This is a genomic window from Rhizobium sp. FY34 (genome assembly GCF_005222845.1).
Taxonomy (GTDB): domain Bacteria; phylum Pseudomonadota; class Alphaproteobacteria; order Rhizobiales; family Rhizobiaceae; genus Neorhizobium.
In genome coordinates, this window is sequence record NZ_STFZ01000034.1 from 316635 (window position 1) to 337723 (window position 21089).

Sequence of the window (21089 nt, forward strand, 5' to 3'; positions counted from 1 at the left end):
CCTGCGATAGCCTCATGCCGATTATATAACCCAATATCTTGTGCATTGCAATATTATTGTGCGCTGCAACATGCGATTTTGCTGATTAACCGTGTTGGCGGTTTCCCCCTGTCTGATTGTGGACCCGGCGGGGCTGGGAAGTTACTAACAATGTGTTAATCTGCCGTTGGCTCTCGATGACGACGGTATCCATACAAGGCCTGCCATGTCCTCTGTGCAATACCCATTCATAGATATCGCCGCCCATCAGCGGGTGCGGGGGCATTTTGCTGCCGGCAAGGCACTCGTGCTGTTTTCGCGGGATATGGCGGATGTGCTCTGGGCCAATGGCCGAGGCGCACAGCTTTTCGGCCGCGAGGCCATTTATGACATCATCGACCAGGGGCCTGCCAAAGGCGACCTGACCTATCGCCAGATGCAGGCAACCGCCCGCCAGCTGTCAGCCCCCGGCGATACGAGCAGCTTTATCATGCGCATGACGGCGGGCTTCCAGCGCGTGGCGGTCAATGCGCTCTGCGAAGTCATCAGGCTTGCCAATGGACAGGACGCGATTTTGCTGGCCGTGCCGGCCGGCGACAAGCCGCCGCTTCCGGCAGACTGCGCCCGCCAGATGCTGGAAGGCTTTGATGATCCCGGCATGCATATGGCGGTTCTCGACAGCAAGGGCGCGCTGATTGCCACTTCGCCGGATTTTGCCACGCTGAATCTCACACCGCAGACGGCGCGCATGCTGGTAACGCTTGCCGAAAACGACCGCGACCGGCTGGTGAAGCGGCCCGTGCCCACCGCCATCGGCTATCTGCCCGGCGCCATCGCCAAGCTTTCGGATGAACCGGCGCTGCATCTTCTGCTGCTGGTACAGGCCGATGCCGGCGCGATAGCGGAACCCGTGCCGACTGAACCCGCGCCCGCACAGGAGAGCCCGGCCGAGCCGGAACCCGTCTCGCTGCAGCCGGCACCGGTTGTGGCGGTTGACACATTCGAGGCGGCTATAGAGGCCGTGAGCGAAATTGCCGAGCTGGACGAGGACACACTGGAAGAGGCAGAATTTGCCGCCCCCCTGACGGAGGATGCCTCTCACACAGAGGCTGAAACGGCTGCGCCAAATCGGGACGAGACGGTGGACGCGCCAGTCCAGGACAGCGTCGCAGAGACCGTTCCAGAGGCGATTGAAGAGACAATCGAGGAAGAAGTGCCCGCGCCGGTGCCCGCCTTCGGCTTTCGCCGCGAGACCCGCGCCACCCGCTTTGTCTGGAAGATCGATGCCGATGGCCATTTCAGCGAGGTTTCGCCGGAGCTTGCCGCAAGCGTGGGCCCGCATGCCGGCCAGGTGATCGGCCTTGCCTTCACCGATGTTGCGGCGCTCTTCAATCTCGACCCCGACAACAGGATCGCCGAACTGCTCAGCCGCCGCGACACCTGGTCTGGCAAGACCATCTGGTGGCCGGTGGAAGGCACGGCGCTGCGCGTGCCGATCGATCTGGCAGCCCTGCCGACCTATACCCGCAACCGCGACTTCGATGGTTTCCGCGGCTTCGGCATCGTGCGCATTGCCGATGTGCAGGATGATCCGCAGGCCGTCGGGCTGACACTTTCACCGCGCAGCGAAGTGGAAGCGGATGAGCAGGCGGCAGATCCGGACGAAGTGGATGCCGAAGGCGCCGGTTTCAGCCTGCCGGATGTGGTAGAGAATGCCGAGATTATCGATGAGGACGAGGCCGCCGCAGACGCCGGTGAAGACGAGGAGCCTGTCGAGGACCTTGCCGAGGATGATGCCGATCTGGACGAGGTGGACGACGCGCTGAGCGAGGCGCAGATCGCGCCCAAGGTAACCACGCCCCTGCCCTTGCCTTTGGTGGAAAAGCCGGTTCTGCGCATTGTCGAAAATCCCGGCCAGCGCCATTCCGACAAGGTGATCCGCTTTGACGAACGCCGAACCCAGGCGCGCGAGGGCCTGAGCCCCGGCGAACAGGCGGCGTTTCGCGAAATCGCAAGGCGTCTGGATGAGTTCCGCCAGGGCGATGACACAGAGGCGGACAAGGCCGTACCTGCCGAAGCAAGTGTTGATGCATTCAGCGCGGCTCTGCCGGAGGTCGAAGAACCGCCGATCCAGGACGTGCTGTACGACGCGCCGATGATAGACCTGCCGGACACGGCTGGTGAAGACGAAGGCGAACCGGAAACAGTCGAGGAACCGTCGCCAGCTGCCGAGGAGACGGAAGCCGAAGTAGCGGACGCCGTAGAAATCCCGGTTTCCGAACCTGTCGAGCCCATTAGCGCACCGGTCGAGGATGATCGCATCTCGCTGGTGGAAGCCTATGCGCAGGCCGTACCGCTTCGCGCCCGGCCGGATCTTTCCGCCGAAATCATCGACCAGATGCCCGTGGCGCTTCTCGTGCATGCCGGCGAGACGCTGATCCATGGCAATCCGGAATTCCTGCGCCTGACCGGCTATGGCAGTATCGCAGAACTTGCAGAAGTGGGCGGGCTGGATGCACTCTTGCAGCGCCAGGACCTGGAAGACAAGACGGCTGAAGCCGGCGGCATGGTGGTGGTGCGCGCCGATGATGCGATCGTGCCTGTCAGCGCGCGGCTGCAATCGGTGCGCTGGGAGCATTCGACCGCCCTCATTCTGGCGCTGATGCCGATGGGCGAGATTGTCGAAAAACCGCCGGTCGTCATCGAACCGGACCCTGAAGCCGTGGCCGAAGGCGCCCGTCAGGTGGAAGAATTGTCGCGGCTTGCCATCGAAGTGGAGGAATTGCGCTCCATCCTCGATACGGCCACCGATGGTGTCGTGATCATCGATATGAATGGCGAGATCCGCTCGATGAATCGGGCGGCAAGCGCCCTGTTCAACTATGACAATGCCGAAACCGGCGGCAAACCCTTCGTCATGCTGTTTGCCCATGAGAGCCAGAAATCCGTGCTCGACTATCTGGCGGGACTTGCCGGCCATGGCGTTGCAAGCCTGCTCAATGATGGTCGCGAAGTCATCGGTCGCGAGGCTTCCGGCGGCTTCCTGCCGTTGTTCATGACCATCGGCCACCTCACCTCCTCCAATGGCTATTGCGCGGTGATCCGTGACATCACCCAGTGGAAGCGCACCGAGGAAGAGTTGCGCAATGCCAAGCGCGCCGCCGAAACCGCCAATGCCCACAAGAGCGATTTCCTGGCCCATGTGAGCCATGAGATCCGCACGCCACTCAACGCCATTATCGGCTTTGCCGATATGATGGCCACCGAACGGCTGGGGCCGATCGGCCATGCGCGCTATGTGGAATATGCCAATGATATCGGCCGCTCGGGCCGCCACGTGCTCGATATCGTCAACGATCTTCTCGACATTTCGAAGATCGAAGCCGGCGAGATGGAGCTTGATTTCGCCTCTGTCGGGCTGAATGAAACCGTCTCGGAAGCCGTATCGCTGGTACAGCCGCAGGCCAATGGTCAGCGGGTCATCATCCGCACGGCGCTGTCGCAATCGGTGCCGCCCGTCGTGGCGGATCTGCGCTCGATCAAGCAGATCGTTCTCAACATCCTGTCGAATGCCATCCGCTTCACCCCGTCGGGTGGGCAGATCGTCGTGTCGACGGCCTATGAGGCCAACGGCAATGTAGTGCTGCGCATCCGCGATACCGGCATCGGCATGACGCGGCCGGAACTGGAGCTTGCCATGAAGCCGTTCCGCCAGGTGGCCGGCGGCACACGCAAGCGCGGCGATGGAACCGGGCTTGGCCTGCCGCTGACCAAGGCGATGGTGGATGCCAATCGTGCCGCCTTCGCCATTCATTCTGCACCGAACGAGGGAACGCTTGTGGAAGTCACCTTCCCCTCGCCACGGGTTCTGGCAAATTGAGAGAAAGCTGACGGCCAACTGCCGGCTGCGACAAGGTGACTTGTGAAGTCATCTTTCGAGGTGATCTGTCGAAAATCCATTCCGCTTTTCCGGCCAATGCTGTAGGCGGTGGGAAAGACCAGACGGAAACCGGAAGGATTGTCGACTTGCAGCTTGCCCGCCGAAGGCAGATGCGCGCCACGCGGCAGGAGGCGCGCCCCCTTTCAGCCGTCGCTTTGGTCGTCTCGCTGATTGCCGCCATGCCGGTGGCGGCCGTGGTGTGGATCGCCCTTTCCGGCGGCACCGAAAGCCTGCTGCACATCATCACCAATGTTCTGCCGCGCGCCACCGGGCGCACACTGTTGCTGATGCTGCTGACGGGGCTGGTCACCAGCCTGTTCGGCATCGTCACGGCCTGGCTCATCACCACGTTCCGGTTTCCGCTGCGCCGCATGCTTTCGGTGGCGCTGGTGCTGCCACTTGCCATCCCCTCCTATATCGGCGCCTATACATTCGTGGAGTTCCTGGATTTCACCGGGCCGGTGCAGACCGCCTATCGCACGCTGTTCGGCTTTCAAAGCGCCCGCGACTACTGGTTTCCCGATATCCGCTCACTGGGCGGCGCCGTGCTCATCATGTCGTCTGTGCTCTATCCTTACGTCTATCTCGCCTGTCGCTCGACCTTCCTGATGCAGGGCCGTGCGGCCAGCGATGTGGCCCGCACGCTGGGCTCCGGCCCCTTGCGCACCATGCTGCGCATCCAGGTGCCCATGGCGCGCCCGGCCATCATGATCGGGCTGACGCTTGTGACCATGGAAACGCTGAACGATATCGGCGCGGTGGAATATCTGGGCGTCAACACGCTGACCTTTTCCATCTATGATACCTGGCTCAACCGCGGCAGCCTGGCGGGAGCCGCACAGCTGGCCGTGGTTCTCCTCATCTTCGTCGCCCTGTTGATTGCGGTGGAGCGGCTGGCGCGGCGCAGGCAACGCTTCGTGGCCAACCGCACGACAGCAAGCGCCGGAGATCTGGTGCGCCCGCAGCTGAATGGCGCTTACGGCCTTCTGGCGGCGGCGACCTGCGCCCTGCCGGTGGCGATCGGCTTTCTTCTGCCGCTTCTGATGCTGGCAAGCTATGCGGCAAAGCGGCTCGAACTGTTTGTCGATCCGCGCCTTCTCAAGGCACTCGGCAACAGCGTTTCAGTATCGGGTGCCGCAGCGCTTGCAACAGTGGTCATAGGCTTCGTGCTCGCCTATGCCAGCCGCACGCGCGGCGGACCGATCAGCGGCCTTGCCGGGCGGCTGGCGTCATTGGGCTATGGCATGCCTGGCACGGTGCTGGCGATCGGCGTGCTGATGCCGCTGGCCAGTTTCGACAATGCGCTGGATGGCCTGATGCGCAGCCATTTCGGCCTGTCCACCGGACTGCTTTTGTCCGGCACCGGCTTTGCCATCTTCTATGCCTGCAGCGTGCGGTTTCTCACCATGGCGGAAGGCACGGTCGATGCCGGCTTCCAGAAGCTTTCGCCGCATCTCGACATGGCCTCGCGCACGCTGGGCCGCAATCGCATACAGACGCTGACCTCCGTGCTCCTGCCAAACATGCGCCCTGCTCTGCTGACGGCTGGCCTCTTCGTGTTCGTCGAGACGATGAAGGAGCTTTCGGCAACCATTCTGCTGCGCCCCTTCAACTTCAACACGCTTGCCACGCTGGTCTATGAGGATGCCTCGCGCGCGCAGATCGAAAACGCATCGATCCCGGCGCTGATCATCGTGCTGGTCGGCCTCATTCCGGTGATGATCGTCTCCCGTTCCATGGAACGCTGAACCCTCCCCAACAGGCGCGCAAAAAGAAAGGCAGCCGAAGCTGCCTTTGAAGTCAATGCTGGAGGTTGTGCCGGACTAGGTCCATGAAACGCGGGCGCTGGCTTGCCCGGTTGTCTTCCCCATCGTGGATTTCCCGTATTAAGACCGGGTTAAAATCCGACAGTGTATTATAGCAATACGGTCTTTTGTCCGCCCGCGGACACATCGTGCCAAAACGATACATCTGCCAAAGACTGCTTCTTCCTCAGCTGCGCAACTCCGCCAAATCAGCATACAATTCAAGCGCTTCCGGATTGGCCAGCGCCTCCTTGTTCTTCACCGCACGTCCGTGCACCACGTCGCGCACGGCCAGCTCAACGATCTTGCCGGACTTGGTGCGCGGAATATCGCTGACAGCAATGATTTTTGCCGGCACATGGCGCGGCGTGCAGCCGGTTCGGATGCGCGTCTTGATCGCCTTGACCAGATCCTCGTCAAGGGTCACGCCCGCCGCCAGCCGGACAAAGAGGATAACCCGCACGTCATCATCGAAATCCTGGCCGATGCACAGCGCTTCCAGCACCTGCGGCATCTGCTCGACCTGATTGTAGATCTCCGCCGTGCCGATGCGCACACCGCCCGGATTGAGCGTCGCATCGGAACGGCCATGGATGACGAGACCGCCATGCGCTGTCCATTCGGCAAAATCACCATGGCACCAAATATTGTCGAAACGCTCGAAATAGGCGGCCTTGTATTTCTTACCCTCCGGATCGTTCCAGAACATGATCGGCATGGAGGGAAAGGCTTTGGCGCAGACGAGTTCGCCCTTTTCGCCGCGCACAGGCTTTCCGTCATCATTCCACACATCGACGGCAAGACCGAGGCCCGGCCCCTGGATTTCGCCCCGCCAGACCGGCTTCAGCGGATTGCCGAGCACGAAGCAGGAGACGATATCGGTACCGCCGGAGATCGAGGCAAGATGGACATCCTTCTTGATACCCTCATAGACGAAGGAGAAGCCTTCCGGGGAAAGGGGCGAACCGGTCGAGGTCATCAGCCGCAGCGACGATAGGTCATGCGTCTTCATCGGTTCGATGCCGCCCTTGCGCACCGCATCGATATATTTTGCAGACGTGCCGAAGACAGCGAACTTTTCCTCTGCCGCATAGTCGAACAGGACATTGCCATCCGGGGCAAAGGGCGAACCATCATAAAGGCACAGCGTGGCGCCGGCCGAAAGCCCCGATGCCAGCCAGTTCCACATCATCCAGCCGCAGGTGGTGAAGTAGAACAGTCGGTCGCCGGGCACGATGCTGCAATGAAGCACCAGTTCCTTCAGATGTTGAAGCAGCGTGCCGCCGGCCGAATGCACGATACATTTGGGCACACCCGTGGTGCCGGAGGAAAACAGGATATAGAGCGGATGCGAAAAAGGCAGCGGCGTAAACGCAATCTCTCCAGCCGTGTAGGGCGCCTCGAAAGCTGCAATGGTGCGCCCGTCGGCAAGCGATGCGGCAAGCGCCTCAGCCTCGCCCGCATAGGGCACGATCACCACCGGCACTTTCAGCTCGGCCGCGACGTCGCGTACCTTGTCGGCCACGTCCTGCTGCTTGCCATTATACCAGTAGCCATCGCAGGCGACGAAAAGCTTAGGCTCGATCTGGCCGAACCGGTCAAGAACGCCCTGGCGGCCGAAATCCGGCGAGCACGAAGACCAGATCGCGCCGAGCGAGGCGGCAGCCAACATCAGCGCCACGGTTTCCGGCAGGTTGGGCATCATGGCGGCGATCCGGTCGCCCTTGCCGATGCCCATGGCGGAAAATGCCTGCTGCAGGCGCGAAACATGCGCTGCAAGATCATCCCAGCTCCAGCGATAGCGCAGTTTGTCTTCACCACGGAAGATCAGGGCATCATCGCTGCCGGTGCGCGTCAAAAGGTTCTGCGCAAAATTCAATTGGGCGTCGGGGAAGAACCGTGCGGCCAGCATGTCGTCGCCATGGATCAGGTCGCGTGCACCGCGCTCACCCTTGACGCCGCAATAATCCCAGATAGCAGCCCAGAAATCGCCGCGCTCGGCAATCGACCAGGTGTGGAGAGCATCACTATCGGCAAAATTCCGTCCGGCGCGCGCCGAACAATAGGCGATGAATTTCGTCAGCGGCGCTTCAGCAACCTGCTCAGCCGACGGAACCCAAAGTGGCATTTCAGCAGTCATAGTGTCTTACCTCCACACGATCTCTCCGATATATCATGTTGCGTTGCATGATAAAGTCCCTGAGCATGGGTTTGCAAGCTGGAGGCAATTCCGCTAACGACTCCCCCCAACCGCAGCCAAAGACATGATGGCTTCATGCGCATAAGACCCTACATACGGCAAAATCGCCTTTTCCGCTTCACGCTTGTCGCAGGCGGGCTGGCGCTCGTCCTTGTATTGGCATTCCGGCTCCTGGGGCCCATTCTGGTTTCCTCCAGCATGGTGCGCGAAAGCATCGAGCAATCCGTGGAAGGCTGGCTCGGCCATGACGTCGTCATCGATGGCACGCCGGTGCTTAAATTCTGGCCACAGCCGATCGTGACCCTGAGCGGCATCACCATCCGCACGAAAGATGCGCCGAATGCGCCGGTGCTGGGACGGATTGATAGCCTTTCGGCGCATTTCAGCCTCTGGCCGGCCCTGCGCGGACAGCCGGTGTTCAATGATTTTCGCCTGGTGCGACCGCAGATCACACTGAAAGTGGATGACCAGAACCGATCGAACTGGAGCAGCCAGGGCCGTCTGGCCACGGCCGTGCAGACCGCCGCAAGGGCTGGCGCAAGGGGTGGCGCGACAGCGGACACGACAGCACTCGACACGCTCATCGGCGATGTGATGATCAGTGACGGTACGCTGCGCATGGAAGCAAGCCGCGGGCGCACGCTGACCTTCGAGAATATCAATGGCACGATCGACTGGCCGCGCCTGTCGGCGCCGATGCGCGTTAGGCTGCAAACGCAGGTGCGCGGTGAATTGCTGGCGCTCGATCTTGCCTCGGCCAATCCCCTGCTTCTGCTCGGCGGGCTTGGCACGGATCTCACCGCGACGGTCAAGTCAACGTTGTTTTCCGGCAGTTTCAGCGGGCGGGCCGATCTCAACACCTATACATTCTTTTCCGGCGACCTGAAGCTTGCCGTACCTCGCGTGGACCGGGTGGTGGCCTGGGCAAACCTGCCGGTGCACACCGCCGACCGTCTTCACGACGTTTCCCTGACCGCCAAGGTGGTGACGATTAACAAGGTGCTGCGCTTTGACCAACTGGCCATCGCCGCCAATGGCACGAAGGGCACCGGCGTAATGGACCTGACGCTGGCCACGGCAGAAAAGCCACCGCGCGTGACCGGCACTCTGGCCTTCGATACGCTGGACCTCTGGTTGCTGGTGCAGGCGATCGCAGATGACCGGCAGGAGACAGGCCCCAGCGGCACCCCGACCACGACCCCGCTTGAGCGCCAGCTTGGTTTTGACGTGCGCTTTTCTGCAAATCAGGCGCATTTCGGCACGCTGACGCTGGATACAGCCGCCGTCAGCGTTGTCTCGAACGGCCAGAAGGCAGAGGTCGAGGTGCTGGACAGCGATCTGTTGAACGGCAGCCTGACAGGCAAGATCCGCATGGACCTTCAGCCACGGCCGCTGACCACGATCCGGCTGACCGGCCGCGACCTGGATTTCAGCTCGCTTGCCGAACAGCTGGCAGTGCACGGTCCCATCATACTCGGGCCCGTATCGCTGGATCTCGATGCCACGCTACAGCGGCCGCTGACGCAGGCAACGGCTGCGGATCTGGCGGGCAGCCTGCATATACAGGCCCGCAATGGCCGCATACCGGCGCTGGATCTTTCGGCAATCCGCGCACTGGCCGCCGGCGCTTCCTATTTCACGCTGAAACAGGCAGGCGACAGCCACACGGATTTCGACAGGCTGGATCTGCGTGCCGAACTTGCGCTTGGCAGCGCCGAAATCCAGGACGCGCGGCTTGAAACCGCGCAGAGATCGCTAACACTATCCGGCGTCATTCCCTATGTCACCCGCAGCCTGTCGCTTTCGGCAACGCTCAATGACAAGGACAGCACGCTGGCACCGGTCAATCTCTTCATCGGCGGCGCCTGGCCGGACGCGGTAATCTGGCCGGCATCGCCTGCGCGCTCCGAGACAGTTCAGCCCTGAGATCGAGTTCAGATCGGGCCGCGCAGCGCCTCGTGCTCATGGCGGATGCGACGCAGTTCGGACCGCTTGGAACTGATCGAGGCAGCAATCACGCCGATCGTTACAAGGCCGATCAGGATGGTGCAGATGGCGTTGATTTCTGGCGTCACGCCAAGCCGCACCTGGCTGTAGATCTTGATCGGCAGCGTGGTGGCGCCAGGACCCGTGGTGAAGCTGGCAATCACCAGATCATCGAGCGACAGGGTAAAGGCCAGCATCCAGCCGGACACGATGGCGGGCAGGATGAGCGGCAGCGTGATCTTGAAGAAGGTTTTCACCGGCGGGCAGCCGAGATCGAGTGCTGCCTCTTCAAGGCTGCGGTCGAAGGTCAGGAGACGCGACTGCACGATGATGGCCACATAGCACATGGTGAAGGTGGTGTGCGCGATCGTAACGGTCCAGAAGCCGCGATCGATATTGATGGCGACGAAAAGCAGAAGCAGCGACAGACCGGTAATGACTTCCGGCATGACCAGCGGCGCATAGATCATGCCGGTAAAGGCCATGCGGCCGGGAAATCTTGGAAAACGCACCAATGTCAGCGCAGCCATAGTGCCGAGAATGGTGCCGAGCGTGGCACTCAAGACGCCGACACGGGCCGTCACCCAGGCGGCATCCATCAGCCCCTGGTTCGACCACATGACCTTGTACCATTCCAAAGAAAACCCGCCCCAGACCGTGACCAGCTTGGAGGCGTTGAAGGAATAGACGACGAGGATGATGATCGGAATATAGAGGAAGGCAAAGCAGAGCGTCAGGATGGTGCTGTCGAAGCGGGACGGTTTCATCTCAACCCACCTTCTGCTGCTGTTTCTGGAAGATGACGATGGGCACGATGAGCGCCAGAAGCAGGAGGACGGCAACCGCCGAGGCCAGCGGCCAGTCGCGATTGCCGAAGAATTCCGTCCACAGCGTCTTGCCGATCATCAGTGTCTGGGCGCCGCCCAGAAGATCCGGAATGACGAATTCGCCGGTGATCGGAATGAAGCAGATCAGCGCGCCGGCAATGACGCCTGGCATGGAGAGCGGAAAGGTGATTTTCCAGAAGGCTTTCCAGGGCGGGCAGCCGAGATCGCTTGCCGCCTCCAGAAGCGTGCCATCCATCTTTTCAAGCGCCGCATAGAGCGGCAGCACCATGAAAGGCAGATAGGAATAGACGATACCGATGAACACGGCCGTATCGGTGCGGTAGATCTGCACCTGCTGGTCCGGCCCCATCAGCCCGATCGTCTGCAAGAGCAGCGTCAATAGACCCTCCGGCTTCAGAATGCCGATCCAGGCATAGACGCGGATGAGAAACGAGGTCCAGAAGGGCAAGATGACCATCATCATCAGCGTCGGGCGGATGGTCGTTGGCGCCCGCGCCATGGCCAGCGCCATGGGATAGCCGATCAGCAGCAGAAGAAGCGTGGAGATGGCCGCAATGCGCAGCGAAGACAGGTAGGCATTGATATAGAGCGGATCTTCCGTCAGGAACTGGTAGTTATCGAAATCGAGTTCCGACAGGAATTCGCCGAGCGCCGCAAAGCCCGTGAAGTTCGGCGTATAGGGCGGCATGGCAATCGCCGTGTCCGACAGCGAGATCTTCACGATGATGAGAAACGGCGCGACGAAGAACAGCAGCAGCCAGAGGTAGGGCGTCGCCACCACCAGCCAGCGCATCGGATTGGTCTGGGAGGAAGCTCCGGTCTCTGCCATTTTTTGCCCCTCTATCGTGTCAGCACAAGGCCGGCATCCACCGACCAGGTGAGCCAGACCCGATCACCGAAGGTGATCGGTCGGTCGACAAGCCGCGAGACATTGGCCTGCGCGGCGCGCAGGATGCGACCATCATCGAGCTTGACCAGGAACACCGAAAAATCGCCGAGATAGCCGATATCCCAGACCTCGCCATGCACGGCATTGGCGGTGCCGTCGGCCGGCGGATCGAGCGAAATGCGGACCTTTTCCGGGCGGATGGCAAAGGCCACCTGTTCACCGACACCTGCCTTGCAGTCCTGCTCGACGCCAATCATCAGGCCCTGGCTGTCGAGCGTGGTGTGCGGCGGATGCCCTGCAAGCAGGCTTGGGCGCGGTTGCCCCACCATGCTGCATTCGAGAATGTTGATATCGCCGATGAACTCAGCCACGTAGCGGCTGTTCGGCGCCTCGTAGATTTCGGCAGGCGTTGCCACCTGCATCACCACGCCCTTGTCCATCACGGCGATACGGTCTGAGACCGTCATAGCCTCTTCCTGGTCATGGGTAACGATCAGGAAGGTCAGGCCCAGCGTGTGCTGGATATCCATCAGTTCGAACTGGGTTTCCTCGCGCAGCTTGCGGTCCAGCGCGCCGAGCGGCTCATCGAGGAGCAGCACTTTCGGCCGCTTGGCAAGCGAGCGGGCAAGCGCCACGCGCTGCCGCTGACCGCCGGAAAGCTGCGCCGGCTTGCGCTTGGCAAAGCTCTCGAGCTTCACCAGTTTCAGCATTTCCTCGACGCGCGCCGCGATATCGGCCTTCGCCAACCCATCCTGCTCCAAGCCAAAGGTAATGTTCTTTTCCACGCTCATATGCGGAAACAGCGCATAGCTCTGGAACATCATATTCGTCGGCCGCTTGTAGGGCGGCGTTCCCGACAAATCCTTGCCCTGCAGCAGGATGCGGCCGGACGTGGGCTCCTCGAAACCGGCCAGCATGCGCATCAGCGTGGTCTTGCCGCAGCCGGATGGCCCAAGCAGCGAGAAGAATTCCCGCTCGTAGATATCGAGCGTCAGATTATCGACGGCGACGAAATCGCCATAGCGCTTGGTGATGTCTTCAAAACGGATGAAGGGCGTCGCCGAGGGCTCGGTCCAGGGGGAGAATTTACGCTTTACCGGTCCCAGAGATTTCGCCATGCCCGCCCCTAACCCGTTTCACCGGTTCGCCGTTCTGATCACCGGCGGCTCAGTGCCGCCGGCAAGACTGCATATCGTTCTGCGGAAATCTTACTTGCCGGTCTTGATCGTCGTCCATTCGCGGTTGATGACGCGCTGCGCCTTCGGGTCGTAGGGGGAGATGGTGAACAGCTTGGCAAGCGTGGCTGCATCCGGATAGACCGACGGGTTCTTGACCACCGCCTCATCCATCAGCGGCTGGGATGCCAGATTGCCATTGGCATATTGCACGAAGTTGGATGCCTTGGCGATCACATCCGGCTTCATCAGGTAATTGATGAAGACATGCGCATCCGCGACATTCTTGGCATCCGCCGGGATGGCCAGATTGTCGAACCACATATAGGTGCCTTCCTTGGGGATGACGTAATTCACCTCGACCCCGTTCTTGGCTTCTTCAGCCCGCGTCTTTGCCTGCAGGATATCGCCCGACCAGCCGATGGTGATGCAGGTATCGCCATTCGCCAGTTCATCGATATAGGCCGAGGAATTGAAGGTCTTGACGCTCGGGCGGATCTTCTTGAACACCTCGCCGCCGGCCTGCAGATCGGCGGTTGCCTTGCTGTCCGGGTTCTTGCCGAGATAGTTCATGGCAATCGCGAAGGTCTCATCAGAGGCATCGAGAATATTGATGCCGCAGCTTTTCAGCTTTGCCGCATTTTCCGGCTTGAACAGTACGTCCCAGCTATCGATCGGCACATCACCCAGAGCCGCCTTCACCTTGGCGACATTGTAGCCGATACCGGTGGTACCCCATAGATAGTTGACCGCATACTGGTTGCCGGGATCATATTTCGCCAGTCGCTCCGAAACGGCTGGCCAGAGATTGACAAGGTTAGGCAGCTTGGACTTGTCGAGCTTCTGGAAGACGCCGGCCTGGATCTGGCGCGCCAGGAATGGACCGGTCGGCACCACGACATCATAGCCCGAGCCACCGGCCAGAAGCTTGGTTTCCAACAGTTCGTTGCTGTCGAACACGTCATAGACGACCTTGATGCCCGTTTCCTTGGTGAAATCGGCAAGAATGCTCTCGTCGATATAGTCAGACCAGTTGTAGACGTGGATGACCCGCTCCTGCGCCATGGCTGTGGTGGCGGCAAGCGCCGTGGTGGCAAGCACGATGAAGCGAAAGGCGTTGCGTTTCATGGTCTTCTCCTGTTCCCGGTCCATCCCGTTCCGATTGAGAAACGCGGAGGATATTCTGGCGCTTTTTTAAGAGAGTAGAAAGGAAACCGGCGCCCCACAAGCGGAAAAGTGTGGCATTGCACAAAAGGACGCCACTGCCTCCAAAATCTACTGGAAGTCAAAGGCGCTGAGACCGGTGACCATTTCATCGAGACCGAGCGGCCGCGTGACCGGTGGCTGCGCCCGCGAGAGGCAACCTTGACGTTCGCAGAGACGACAGGCCGTGCCGGCCAGCACATGCGCTGCGGGAAGCTCGGCCGCCTGGCCATAAACCGTCTCGCCGGCAAATGCCGCATCGCATCCAAGCAGGATTGCCGTGCGGCGAACCCGTTCGCCAAAGCCGGCCTGTGGCCCTTCCAAAGTCCGGCTCAAGGTCAGGAAGGCGGCGCCATCGGGCATTTCCACCCGCTCCACCAGCAATTGGCCGGGCTGGGCGAAGGCGGCATGCAGGCCAAGCTTGGGACAGAGACCGCCAAAGCGCGCCTGCGGAAAGCCCTGCGCACCGGCGCGGCGCAGGATATTGCCGGCATGATCGGCCTCCATCAGGAAAAATGCCGGCGCACCCGCCCGCCCAAGCGAGACCAGCCGATGGGCCGCCTGTTCGAAGGAAACATCGAAACGCGCCGCCAGAAGATCGATATCATAGCGGTTGCGCTGGGCGGCAGCCAGAAACGTGCCCTGCGGCATCATCAGGGCATAAGCGGCGTAACGCGCCAGCTCGAAGCGGGCGATGCGCTTCGCCTCGCTGCTCGATAGTGCCAGTTCGTCCAGCTCGCCAGCGATCTCGCCGCCGATAGCCAGAAGCGCCGCTTCCTGGGCAATCTCGCGCTGCCGATCGAAGGAGGACAGCCGCTCGGAGAGAAACAGCCGCATGGAATGGCGGTCATAGCGGCGGCGAAGCGTCGGCATGGCATGCACCGGCAGCATGCGCACGACAATGCCATGTGTGGTGCGCAGCCAGGTCTTCAGCGCGCCGGAAAGATCATCGCCCGGCGACAGCTGCGCAATGAAAGCCTCTGCCGCCGCCTCGATACGGGCAAATAGGAAGGGCCGCCTCTCCAGCGTTTCGCGCACCTCGTCCATCGGCAGACGGGCGCGGCCAAGCGATGTCTCATGCCCTTCGCGCGCCAGAAGATCGGCCAGATCCGTCAGCCGCGCCGCCTGTTCCTTGTAGGCGCGGTAAAGCTTGATGACGCCGACGGCGGCATTTGGCGCGCCTTCCGCCACCTCGATCAATTCCTGGTCGCCGGGAATTTCGCCGGCCAGCAGCGGATCGGTAAAGACCTCGCGCAATTGCGCCGCCACCCCGCCGCCCTCGCCCTGCAACTGGTCGAGATCGATCTTGTAGACGGAGGCCAGCCGCAGCAGCAGCTGCACGGTGAGCGGCCGCTGGTTGCGCTCGATGAGGTTCAAATAGGAGGGCGAGATGGCCAGCCCTTCCGCCATTGCCGTCTGGGTCAGCCCAAGCGTCTGGCGCAGCCGCCGGACGCGCGGGCCTGCAAAGATCTTCCGTTCCGCCATGTCACACCTTTTGACATAAAGTCCCGTCTTGTTGCTTTGACAATATTTACATCTTCACAAATGCCTCAGTCAAAAGCAAGACATCGTAACCCGTTTTATCCCGCTGTTAATGCTAAACTTCTGGCCCACTGCTGCGTTGCACTGTAAATTCAGTCTCAGACAACAGCAGCGATTTGACCGCATACGTCACCGGTCAGGGGCTGTTTCAGCATCAGGGAGAGAGCATCATGACAGAGTTTTACAATCTCGTTCCATCCGCACCGAAGGGCCGTTACGACGGTATCGAGCGTCCTTATTCGCCTGAAGACGTGAAGCGCCTGCGCGGCTCCGTGCAGATCAAGCATTCGCTGGCGGAAATGGGTGCGAACCGGCTGTGGCAGTTGCTCGACAGCGAAGATTTCGTCAATGCGCTGGGCGCTCTGTCGGGCAATCAGGCCATGCAGATGGTTCGCGCTGGCCTCAAGGCCATCTATCTGTCGGGCTGGCAGGTTGCCGCAGATGCCAATACCGCATCCTCCATGTATCCGGACCAGTCGCTCTATCCGGCCAATGCCGCGCCGGAACTGGCCAAGCGGATCAACAAGACGCTGCAGCGCGCCGACCAGATCGAGACCTCGGAAGGCAAGGGCCTTTCCGTCGACACCTGGTTTGCGCCGATCGTGGCCGATGCGGAGGCCGGCTTCGGCGGACCATTGAATTCCTTCGAGATCATGAAGGCATTCATCGAAGCCGGCGCCGCAGGCGTGCATTACGAGGATCAGCTGGCATCGGAAAAGAAATGCGGCCATCTGGGCGGCAAGGTTCTGATCCCGACGGCGGCCCATATCCGCAACCTGACGGCAGCACGACTTGCAGCCGATGTCATGGGCACGCCGACGCTCGTTATTGCCCGCACGGATGCCGAAGCAGCCAAGCTGCTGACCTCGGATATCGACGAGCGCGACCAGCCTTTCGTCGATTACGACAAGGGCCGCACCGTCGAGGGCTTCTACCAGGTGAAGAACGGCCTTGAGCCCTGCATTGCCCGTGCGGTCGCCTATGCGCCCTATTGCGATCTCATCTGGTGCGAAACCTCCAAGCCGGATCTCGACCAGGCCCGCCGCTTTGCCGAGGGCGTGCACAAGGTGCATCCCGGCAAGAAGCTTGCCTATAATTGCTCGCCTTCGTTCAACTGGAAGAAAAACCTCGACGATGCGACGATTGCCAAGTTCCAGCGCGAACTGGGCGCCATGGGCTACAAGTTCCAGTTCATCACGCTGGCCGGCTTCCACCAGTTGAACTTCGGCATGTTCGAGCTGGCGCGTGGCTACAAGGCCCGCCAGATGGCCGCCTATTCGGAGCTGCAGGAGGCGGAATTTGCCGCCGAAATAAACGGCTATACGGCGACCAAGCACCAGCGCGAAGTCGGCACCGGCTATTTCGATGCCGTATCGGTGGCCATTTCCGGCGGCCAGTCATCGACTACGGCCATGCATGAATCCACCGAGCACGAGCAGTTCCGCCCGGCGGCAGAATGAGGACGAGCGCCTAAGACAGACCCTCTCTGGCCTGCCGGCCATCTCCCCCACAAGGGGGGAGCAACCGCGGGGTAACCTTTCGTCTCCCTCATTCAAGGGTGCGTCCGGGTTAAGCCCTCCCCCTTGTGGGGAGGGTTGGGAGGGGCCTTCAGTCCAGCATGAAATGTCAAAAACCCCTGATATCAAGAGGAGAAATGCCATGAACGTCCAGACCCGCGTCAAGGAACGCGCCGAAGAACAGTCCACCACCATGACGGCCGAACAGCAGTCGGCCATCCGTATCCTCGCCAATGACCTGCATCGCCTGAACCATGCCGTGATGAAGGCAGTCGAGGCCGGCGTTTCGGTCGAGCTGGTACGCTCCGCCCGCCACCATGGCGGCGACGGAAACTGGGGCGACCTGTTGATCCCGGTGGTTGTCGCGGGTCAGCGATAGATCCTGGCAGAAGCACGGAAAACCGGCGGGGAAGCGACAGGCTTCTCCGCCGCCATCGTTTTGTGCACATCAATCACCGGGCCGAAAACAGCCCGGTCCATTCCCGCACCAGCATCGTCAGGCGATCGACCAGAACACGGATCTCGCGCCGGTGACGGTCATCATTGTTCATTACGATCCACTGGCTGTGGCGAAGTTCATCAATCGGGGCACCGCGCCTGACAAGCTCTTCGTGCTGATCGCCGACGAAACAGGGAAGCACCGCGACACCAGCGCCGGACAGGACCAGATCCAGAAGCGACCGCGGCCGATTGACGGTAATGATGACCTGGCTTGCATGATGCTCGCGCGGATAGCGCAGATAGGCGGAAACTGCGGCCTCTTCCGCCACCGCCACCCAGCGATCGGAGAGTTCGGCTGCCAGAGCCCGTGACTGATAGGCAGCATAGGCAACATCGCCGAGCTTTGCCGCCGCAAGATTGCCTTCCCGTGGTTCGAAGGCGCGTATGCCGATGTCACTTTCCCGATGCGCCAGGCTGGCGCGCTGTTCGCCGATGATAAGGTCGATGCGGAAGCGATCGCCGGGCTGGCTGAGACTGCCCCAATGGCGCGTGAAATGCCAGGCCATCCAGGTGCCGCAGGCCATGCGCACCAGCGGAGCGTGCTGCCCGCCAGACGTCCAGTCTTCGATACGCCGCGCCGTGGCTTCCATCTCCAGGCACTGAGCCAGCAATAGCTCGCCATCGCTGGTCAGGCGGTAACCGGTGCGGCTGCGCAAGAACAGCGCGACACCGATTTCGGCCTCCAGATCCAGCATGCGCCGGCCGAGCGTTGCGGGGCTGAGGCCGGTGACGGGAGCGGCAGCAGAAAGGCCGCCGCGACGCGCGACTTCCAGGAATGCTGCATAGGTATCCCAGCCAATGTTTTTCATGGATGAAAAACATAGCCGGAATCTGCTGGTTCTGGAACAGGCGTTCTGTGGTTATTGAGGTTGATCACGCATTTCCGCAGAGGAGTGATCATGCAGGAATCTCTCGCCGCCTTCTTGTTCCTGAAATCGATGGAAGCACAAAGCCAGAGCGAAGATGACTTCTACGCTTTCAATGCGCAGCCATCACCCCGTTGGTTTGCCGTTCTATGTGGCTGGCTCGCCTTCCAACGCAAAAAGGGCAGCCCTTCGACTGCCCTTCCCTACACTTCATGCTTTCGCCTCACGCGGCCCTGCGCGCGCCCTGCCCCGAGTGACCATGATCGATGCGGAACTGCTCGACCAATTGCATGAGCGCTTCGGCTTCCGAGGCAAGCCGGCCGGTGGCCTGGCTGGTATCGGCAACCATGGCGCCGTTCTGCTGGGTCATCTGGTCCATCTTGTTGACGGTGGAATTGATTTCCTTCAGCGCCGAGGACTGGTCCTGGCTTGCAGTGGCAATCGATTCCACATGACGGCTGGCACCGGCGATCTGCTCGCTGATGGCAGCCAGCACCTTGCCGGCCTGCTGCACGAGTTCGGAACCGTTGCGCACCTCGTTGCTCGACTGGTTGATCAGATCCTTGATCTCGTGGGCGGCATTGGCGGAACGCTGAGCCAGTTCGCGTACTTCCTGGGCAACCACCGCAAAACCCTTGCCGGCCTCGCCGGCACGCGCCGCTTCGATGCCGGCATTCAGCGCGAGAAGGTTGGTCTGGAAGGCGATATCATCGATCACCTCGATGATCTGTTCGATCTTCTGCGAGGCATCCTCGATCCGGCCCATGGCAGCAACGGCGCTGCTGACCACAGTGGACGAGTTGTCCGCCGTCTTCCTGGTCGTGGCAACAGCAAGGTTTGCCTCGCGGGCGCGCTCGGCCGAATTGGTGACCGTGACGGTGATTTCCTCCACCGCAGCCGCCGTTTCTTCCAGCGATGCCGCCTGGCTTTCAGTTCGGCGCGCCAGATCATGCGAGGCATCGTTCAGATCGACAGTGCCCTGCTGGATGGTCATCGTGCTGTGGCGGATGCGACCCATCGTATCGCGCAGATTGTTGATGGAGCTGTTGAAATCAGTGCGCAATTGTTCAAGCTTGCCGGAGAATGCGGCATCGATGGTGCGCGACAGATCGCCCTGCGACAGGCGTGCCAGCGCAAGTCCGAGCTCGGACACGGCAAAATCGATCTGCTGGTCCATCTGCTTTTTTTCTTCTTCGCTCAGGCGGCGATCCGCATCCGCTTGCGCCCGCTCTTCCGTCGAGCGGGTTTCCACGAGCTGCTTTTCGATGGCATTGTTGCGGAAGACTTCGAGTGCCTTGGCAATATTGCCGAATTCGTCAATGCGCGCCGTATAGGGCACATCGACATCGCGGCCGGATGCCAGCGTGCGCACGGTTTCGGTGATGATTGTCAGTGGCCGCACCAGCCGGCGGATCATGACAAAGCCGACACATGCAACGGTCGTGAAGGCAATCAGGCTGGAGACGACCATGATCCAGAAGGCATCCGCGATCTGGGCGAAATAGACTTCGAGCGGAATGCCGATGAACAGGACGCCGGTGACGGCGCCGCTCGCGTCCTTGACCGGATAGTAGCCGGTCACGAAATCCTTGCCGAACAGCACGGCCGGGCCGAAATAGGCCTCGCCACGAGCAAGCGACGGCTGGGCCGGATGTTCCGCTGCAAGCTTGGTACCGGTTGCGCGGTCGCCATTCTCTTTCTTCACATTGGTCGAAATGCGAACATAGTCACTGCCCTGCTTCTGGAAGACTGTGGCCACACCACCAATGGATTGCGCCGTGCGATCGACCAGCGTGTGATCGGGCAGTTCCACTTTGCTATCCTGCTTGATCCCGACCACGCGGCCATCACTGACCTGAACAGCCGAGCCGGCCACGGCAGCGCTATACAATGTCGCCATAGCGCGCATCGCCGCCTTCGCATCTGACGCGGACTTTTCCATGATATTGGATCGCAAGTGAGAATAAGTAATGGAACTAAAGCCTGAGATTGCAGCAAGACACAACACAAGACAGAGTAGAAGTATGCGCGATGTCACCGATACAGGTAGAAGTCTGGACATCTGGCCCTCATTTCTCGAAAAACATTAACTACTCGAGAAATCTTACACGACCACAGTTAAAACATTTCTAAATTGATGGATATCAAAATGCGTGCAGCGCCGAGAGATGGGGAATTGCACTCTACCCATCCGCGCAGGCAGCAATGGGCAGACGACGGCTCATTGCTCTGCGTGTATACGCCCCGGTCGCCAGGACGCATAGTCGAAGTCTTGACCGACCCAACAATGCCCGACAGTTGGCAGCGGGCAGCACTCTTGCCGACGCATGGAACGGGTCAGAAGATTCCGGGCAGTGCCAGGAGGGCTGCGGTCACGCAGGCCGCAAGAACGAAAAGGCGAAGTTTCGCGGTCGATGTCGTCTGGGCAACAGCGATGGCACGCGCACGAGCTTTCTGCATGATCTGGTCCCTCATCGTTTCAAGGCCTGCCGCGAAGCGACAGGGATGCGCGATGGTTTTCATTCTGACGAAAACTATGTGCGCATTGAGGCAGGATGCGGCACGGCGCTTAAGAAGTTCTGAATGCACGCATATGGTTGCACAGTAGCTCGACGCAACGGCAGATATGGTAAAGGGC

At 60.8% G+C, this 21089-nt stretch carries 14 protein-coding genes; 5 read left to right on the forward strand and 9 right to left on the reverse strand.

Features of this window, described 5'->3' with window-relative positions; all coding sequences use genetic code 11:
• Positions 1-205 precede the first annotated feature (205 nt).
• Positions 206-3859 (forward strand): ATP-binding protein, encoded by a 3654-nt coding sequence (locus E8M77_RS20555; RefSeq protein WP_137132475.1) that lies wholly within the window; start codon positions 206-208, stop codon positions 3857-3859.
• Between the two features lie 239 nt (positions 3860-4098).
• Positions 4099-5667 carry an iron ABC transporter permease gene (locus E8M77_RS20560; protein WP_246659350.1) on the forward strand — a complete coding sequence of 523 codons (1569 nt, stop codon included), beginning with the start codon at positions 4099-4101 and terminating at the stop codon, positions 5665-5667.
• Positions 5668-5911: 244 nt separating this feature from the next.
• On the opposite strand, the gene E8M77_RS20565 is transcribed toward E8M77_RS20560, so the two are convergent.
• Complete coding sequence (locus tag E8M77_RS20565; protein ID WP_137132476.1) at positions 5912-7864, reverse strand: acetoacetate--CoA ligase; 1953 nt, start codon at positions 7862-7864, stop codon at positions 5912-5914.
• Between the two features lie 135 nt (positions 7865-7999).
• Here E8M77_RS20565 and E8M77_RS20570 point away from each other — a divergent pair, with 135 nt between their 5' ends.
• Positions 8000-9850 carry an AsmA family protein gene (locus tag E8M77_RS20570; protein WP_137132477.1) on the forward strand — a complete coding sequence of 617 codons (1851 nt, stop codon included), beginning with the start codon at positions 8000-8002 and terminating at the stop codon, positions 9848-9850.
• An 8-nt stretch (positions 9851-9858) separates the two neighbouring features.
• Here E8M77_RS20570 and E8M77_RS20575 read toward each other — a convergent pair whose 3' ends face one another.
• The 5 genes from E8M77_RS20575 to E8M77_RS20595 form a co-directional block, all read right to left on the reverse strand.
• The gene (locus tag E8M77_RS20575) at positions 9859-10677 is read right to left on the reverse strand and encodes an ABC transporter permease (RefSeq protein ID WP_137132478.1); all 819 of its coding nucleotides are present in this window, start codon (positions 10675-10677) and stop codon (positions 9859-9861) included.
• Between the two features lies 1 nt (position 10678).
• Positions 10679-11587 carry an ABC transporter permease subunit gene (locus E8M77_RS20580; RefSeq protein ID WP_137132479.1) on the reverse strand — a complete coding sequence of 303 codons (909 nt, stop codon included), beginning with the start codon at positions 11585-11587 and terminating at the stop codon, positions 10679-10681.
• Positions 11588-11598: 11 nt separating this feature from the next.
• On the reverse strand, positions 11599-12765 hold the full coding sequence (locus E8M77_RS20585; RefSeq protein ID WP_137132480.1) for an ABC transporter ATP-binding protein: 1167 nt from the start codon (positions 12763-12765) through the stop codon (positions 11599-11601).
• Positions 12766-12855: 90 nt separating this feature from the next.
• The gene (locus tag E8M77_RS20590; RefSeq protein ID WP_137132481.1) at positions 12856-13950 is read right to left on the reverse strand and encodes a polyamine ABC transporter substrate-binding protein; all 1095 of its coding nucleotides are present in this window, start codon (positions 13948-13950) and stop codon (positions 12856-12858) included.
• 147 nt (positions 13951-14097) lie between these two features.
• The gene (locus E8M77_RS20595; protein ID WP_137132482.1) at positions 14098-15510 is read right to left on the reverse strand and encodes an XRE family transcriptional regulator; all 1413 of its coding nucleotides are present in this window, start codon (positions 15508-15510) and stop codon (positions 14098-14100) included.
• 227 nt (positions 15511-15737) lie between these two features.
• On the opposite strand from E8M77_RS20595, the gene aceA reads away from it, so the two are divergent.
• Together aceA and E8M77_RS20605 are read left to right on the forward strand one after the other, a co-directional pair.
• On the forward strand, positions 15738-17027 hold the full coding sequence (gene aceA / locus E8M77_RS20600; protein WP_137132483.1) for an isocitrate lyase: 1290 nt from the start codon (positions 15738-15740) through the stop codon (positions 17025-17027).
• Positions 17028-17226: 199 nt separating this feature from the next.
• A complete protein-coding gene (locus E8M77_RS20605) occupies positions 17227-17463 on the forward strand; it encodes a hypothetical protein (protein WP_137132484.1) in 237 nt (78 codons plus the stop codon).
• A gap of 73 nt (positions 17464-17536) precedes the next feature.
• On the opposite strand, the gene E8M77_RS20610 is transcribed toward E8M77_RS20605, so the two are convergent.
• The 3 genes from E8M77_RS20610 to E8M77_RS24425 all read right to left on the reverse strand — a co-directional run bounded on the left by E8M77_RS20610 (position 17537) and on the right by E8M77_RS24425 (position 20911).
• Complete coding sequence (locus E8M77_RS20610) at positions 17537-18394, reverse strand: LysR family transcriptional regulator (protein ID WP_137132485.1); 858 nt, start codon at positions 18392-18394, stop codon at positions 17537-17539.
• A gap of 280 nt (positions 18395-18674) precedes the next feature.
• Positions 18675-20513 (reverse strand): methyl-accepting chemotaxis protein, encoded by a 1839-nt coding sequence (locus E8M77_RS20615; protein ID WP_137132486.1) that lies wholly within the window; start codon positions 20511-20513, stop codon positions 18675-18677.
• Positions 20514-20788: 275 nt separating this feature from the next.
• Positions 20789-20911, reverse strand: coding sequence for a hypothetical protein (locus E8M77_RS24425; protein WP_281408210.1), 123 nt, complete (start codon positions 20909-20911; stop codon positions 20789-20791).
• Positions 20912-21089 lie beyond the last annotated feature (178 nt).

Bases quoted from the DNA above. Each gene is read 5' to 3' on its own strand.
- E8M77_RS20555 (WP_137132475.1), top strand. From the start codon at position 206: ATGTCCTCTGTGCAATACCCATTCATAGATATCGCCGCCCATCAGCGG.
- E8M77_RS20560 (WP_246659350.1), top strand. From the start codon at position 4,099: ATGCCGGTGGCGGCCGTGGTGTGGATCGCCCTTTCCGGCGGCACCGAA.
- E8M77_RS20565 (WP_137132476.1), bottom strand. From the start codon at position 7,864: ATGACTGCTGAAATGCCACTTTGGGTTCCGTCGGCTGAGCAGGTTGCT.
- E8M77_RS20570 (WP_137132477.1), top strand. From the start codon at position 8,000: ATGCGCATAAGACCCTACATACGGCAAAATCGCCTTTTCCGCTTCACG.
- E8M77_RS20575 (WP_137132478.1), bottom strand. From the start codon at position 10,677: ATGAAACCGTCCCGCTTCGACAGCACCATCCTGACGCTCTGCTTTGCC.
- E8M77_RS20580 (WP_137132479.1), bottom strand. From the start codon at position 11,587: ATGGCAGAGACCGGAGCTTCCTCCCAGACCAATCCGATGCGCTGGCTG.
- E8M77_RS20585 (WP_137132480.1), bottom strand. From the start codon at position 12,765: ATGGCGAAATCTCTGGGACCGGTAAAGCGTAAATTCTCCCCCTGGACC.
- E8M77_RS20590 (WP_137132481.1), bottom strand. From the start codon at position 13,950: ATGAAACGCAACGCCTTTCGCTTCATCGTGCTTGCCACCACGGCGCTT.
- E8M77_RS20595 (WP_137132482.1), bottom strand. From the start codon at position 15,510: ATGGCGGAACGGAAGATCTTTGCAGGCCCGCGCGTCCGGCGGCTGCGC.
- aceA (WP_137132483.1), top strand. From the start codon at position 15,738: ATGACAGAGTTTTACAATCTCGTTCCATCCGCACCGAAGGGCCGTTAC.
- E8M77_RS20605 (WP_137132484.1), top strand. From the start codon at position 17,227: ATGAACGTCCAGACCCGCGTCAAGGAACGCGCCGAAGAACAGTCCACC.
- E8M77_RS20610 (WP_137132485.1), bottom strand. From the start codon at position 18,394: ATGAAAAACATTGGCTGGGATACCTATGCAGCATTCCTGGAAGTCGCG.
- E8M77_RS20615 (WP_137132486.1), bottom strand. From the start codon at position 20,513: ATGTCCAGACTTCTACCTGTATCGGTGACATCGCGCATACTTCTACTC.
- E8M77_RS24425 (WP_281408210.1), bottom strand. From the start codon at position 20,911: ATGCAGAAAGCTCGTGCGCGTGCCATCGCTGTTGCCCAGACGACATCG.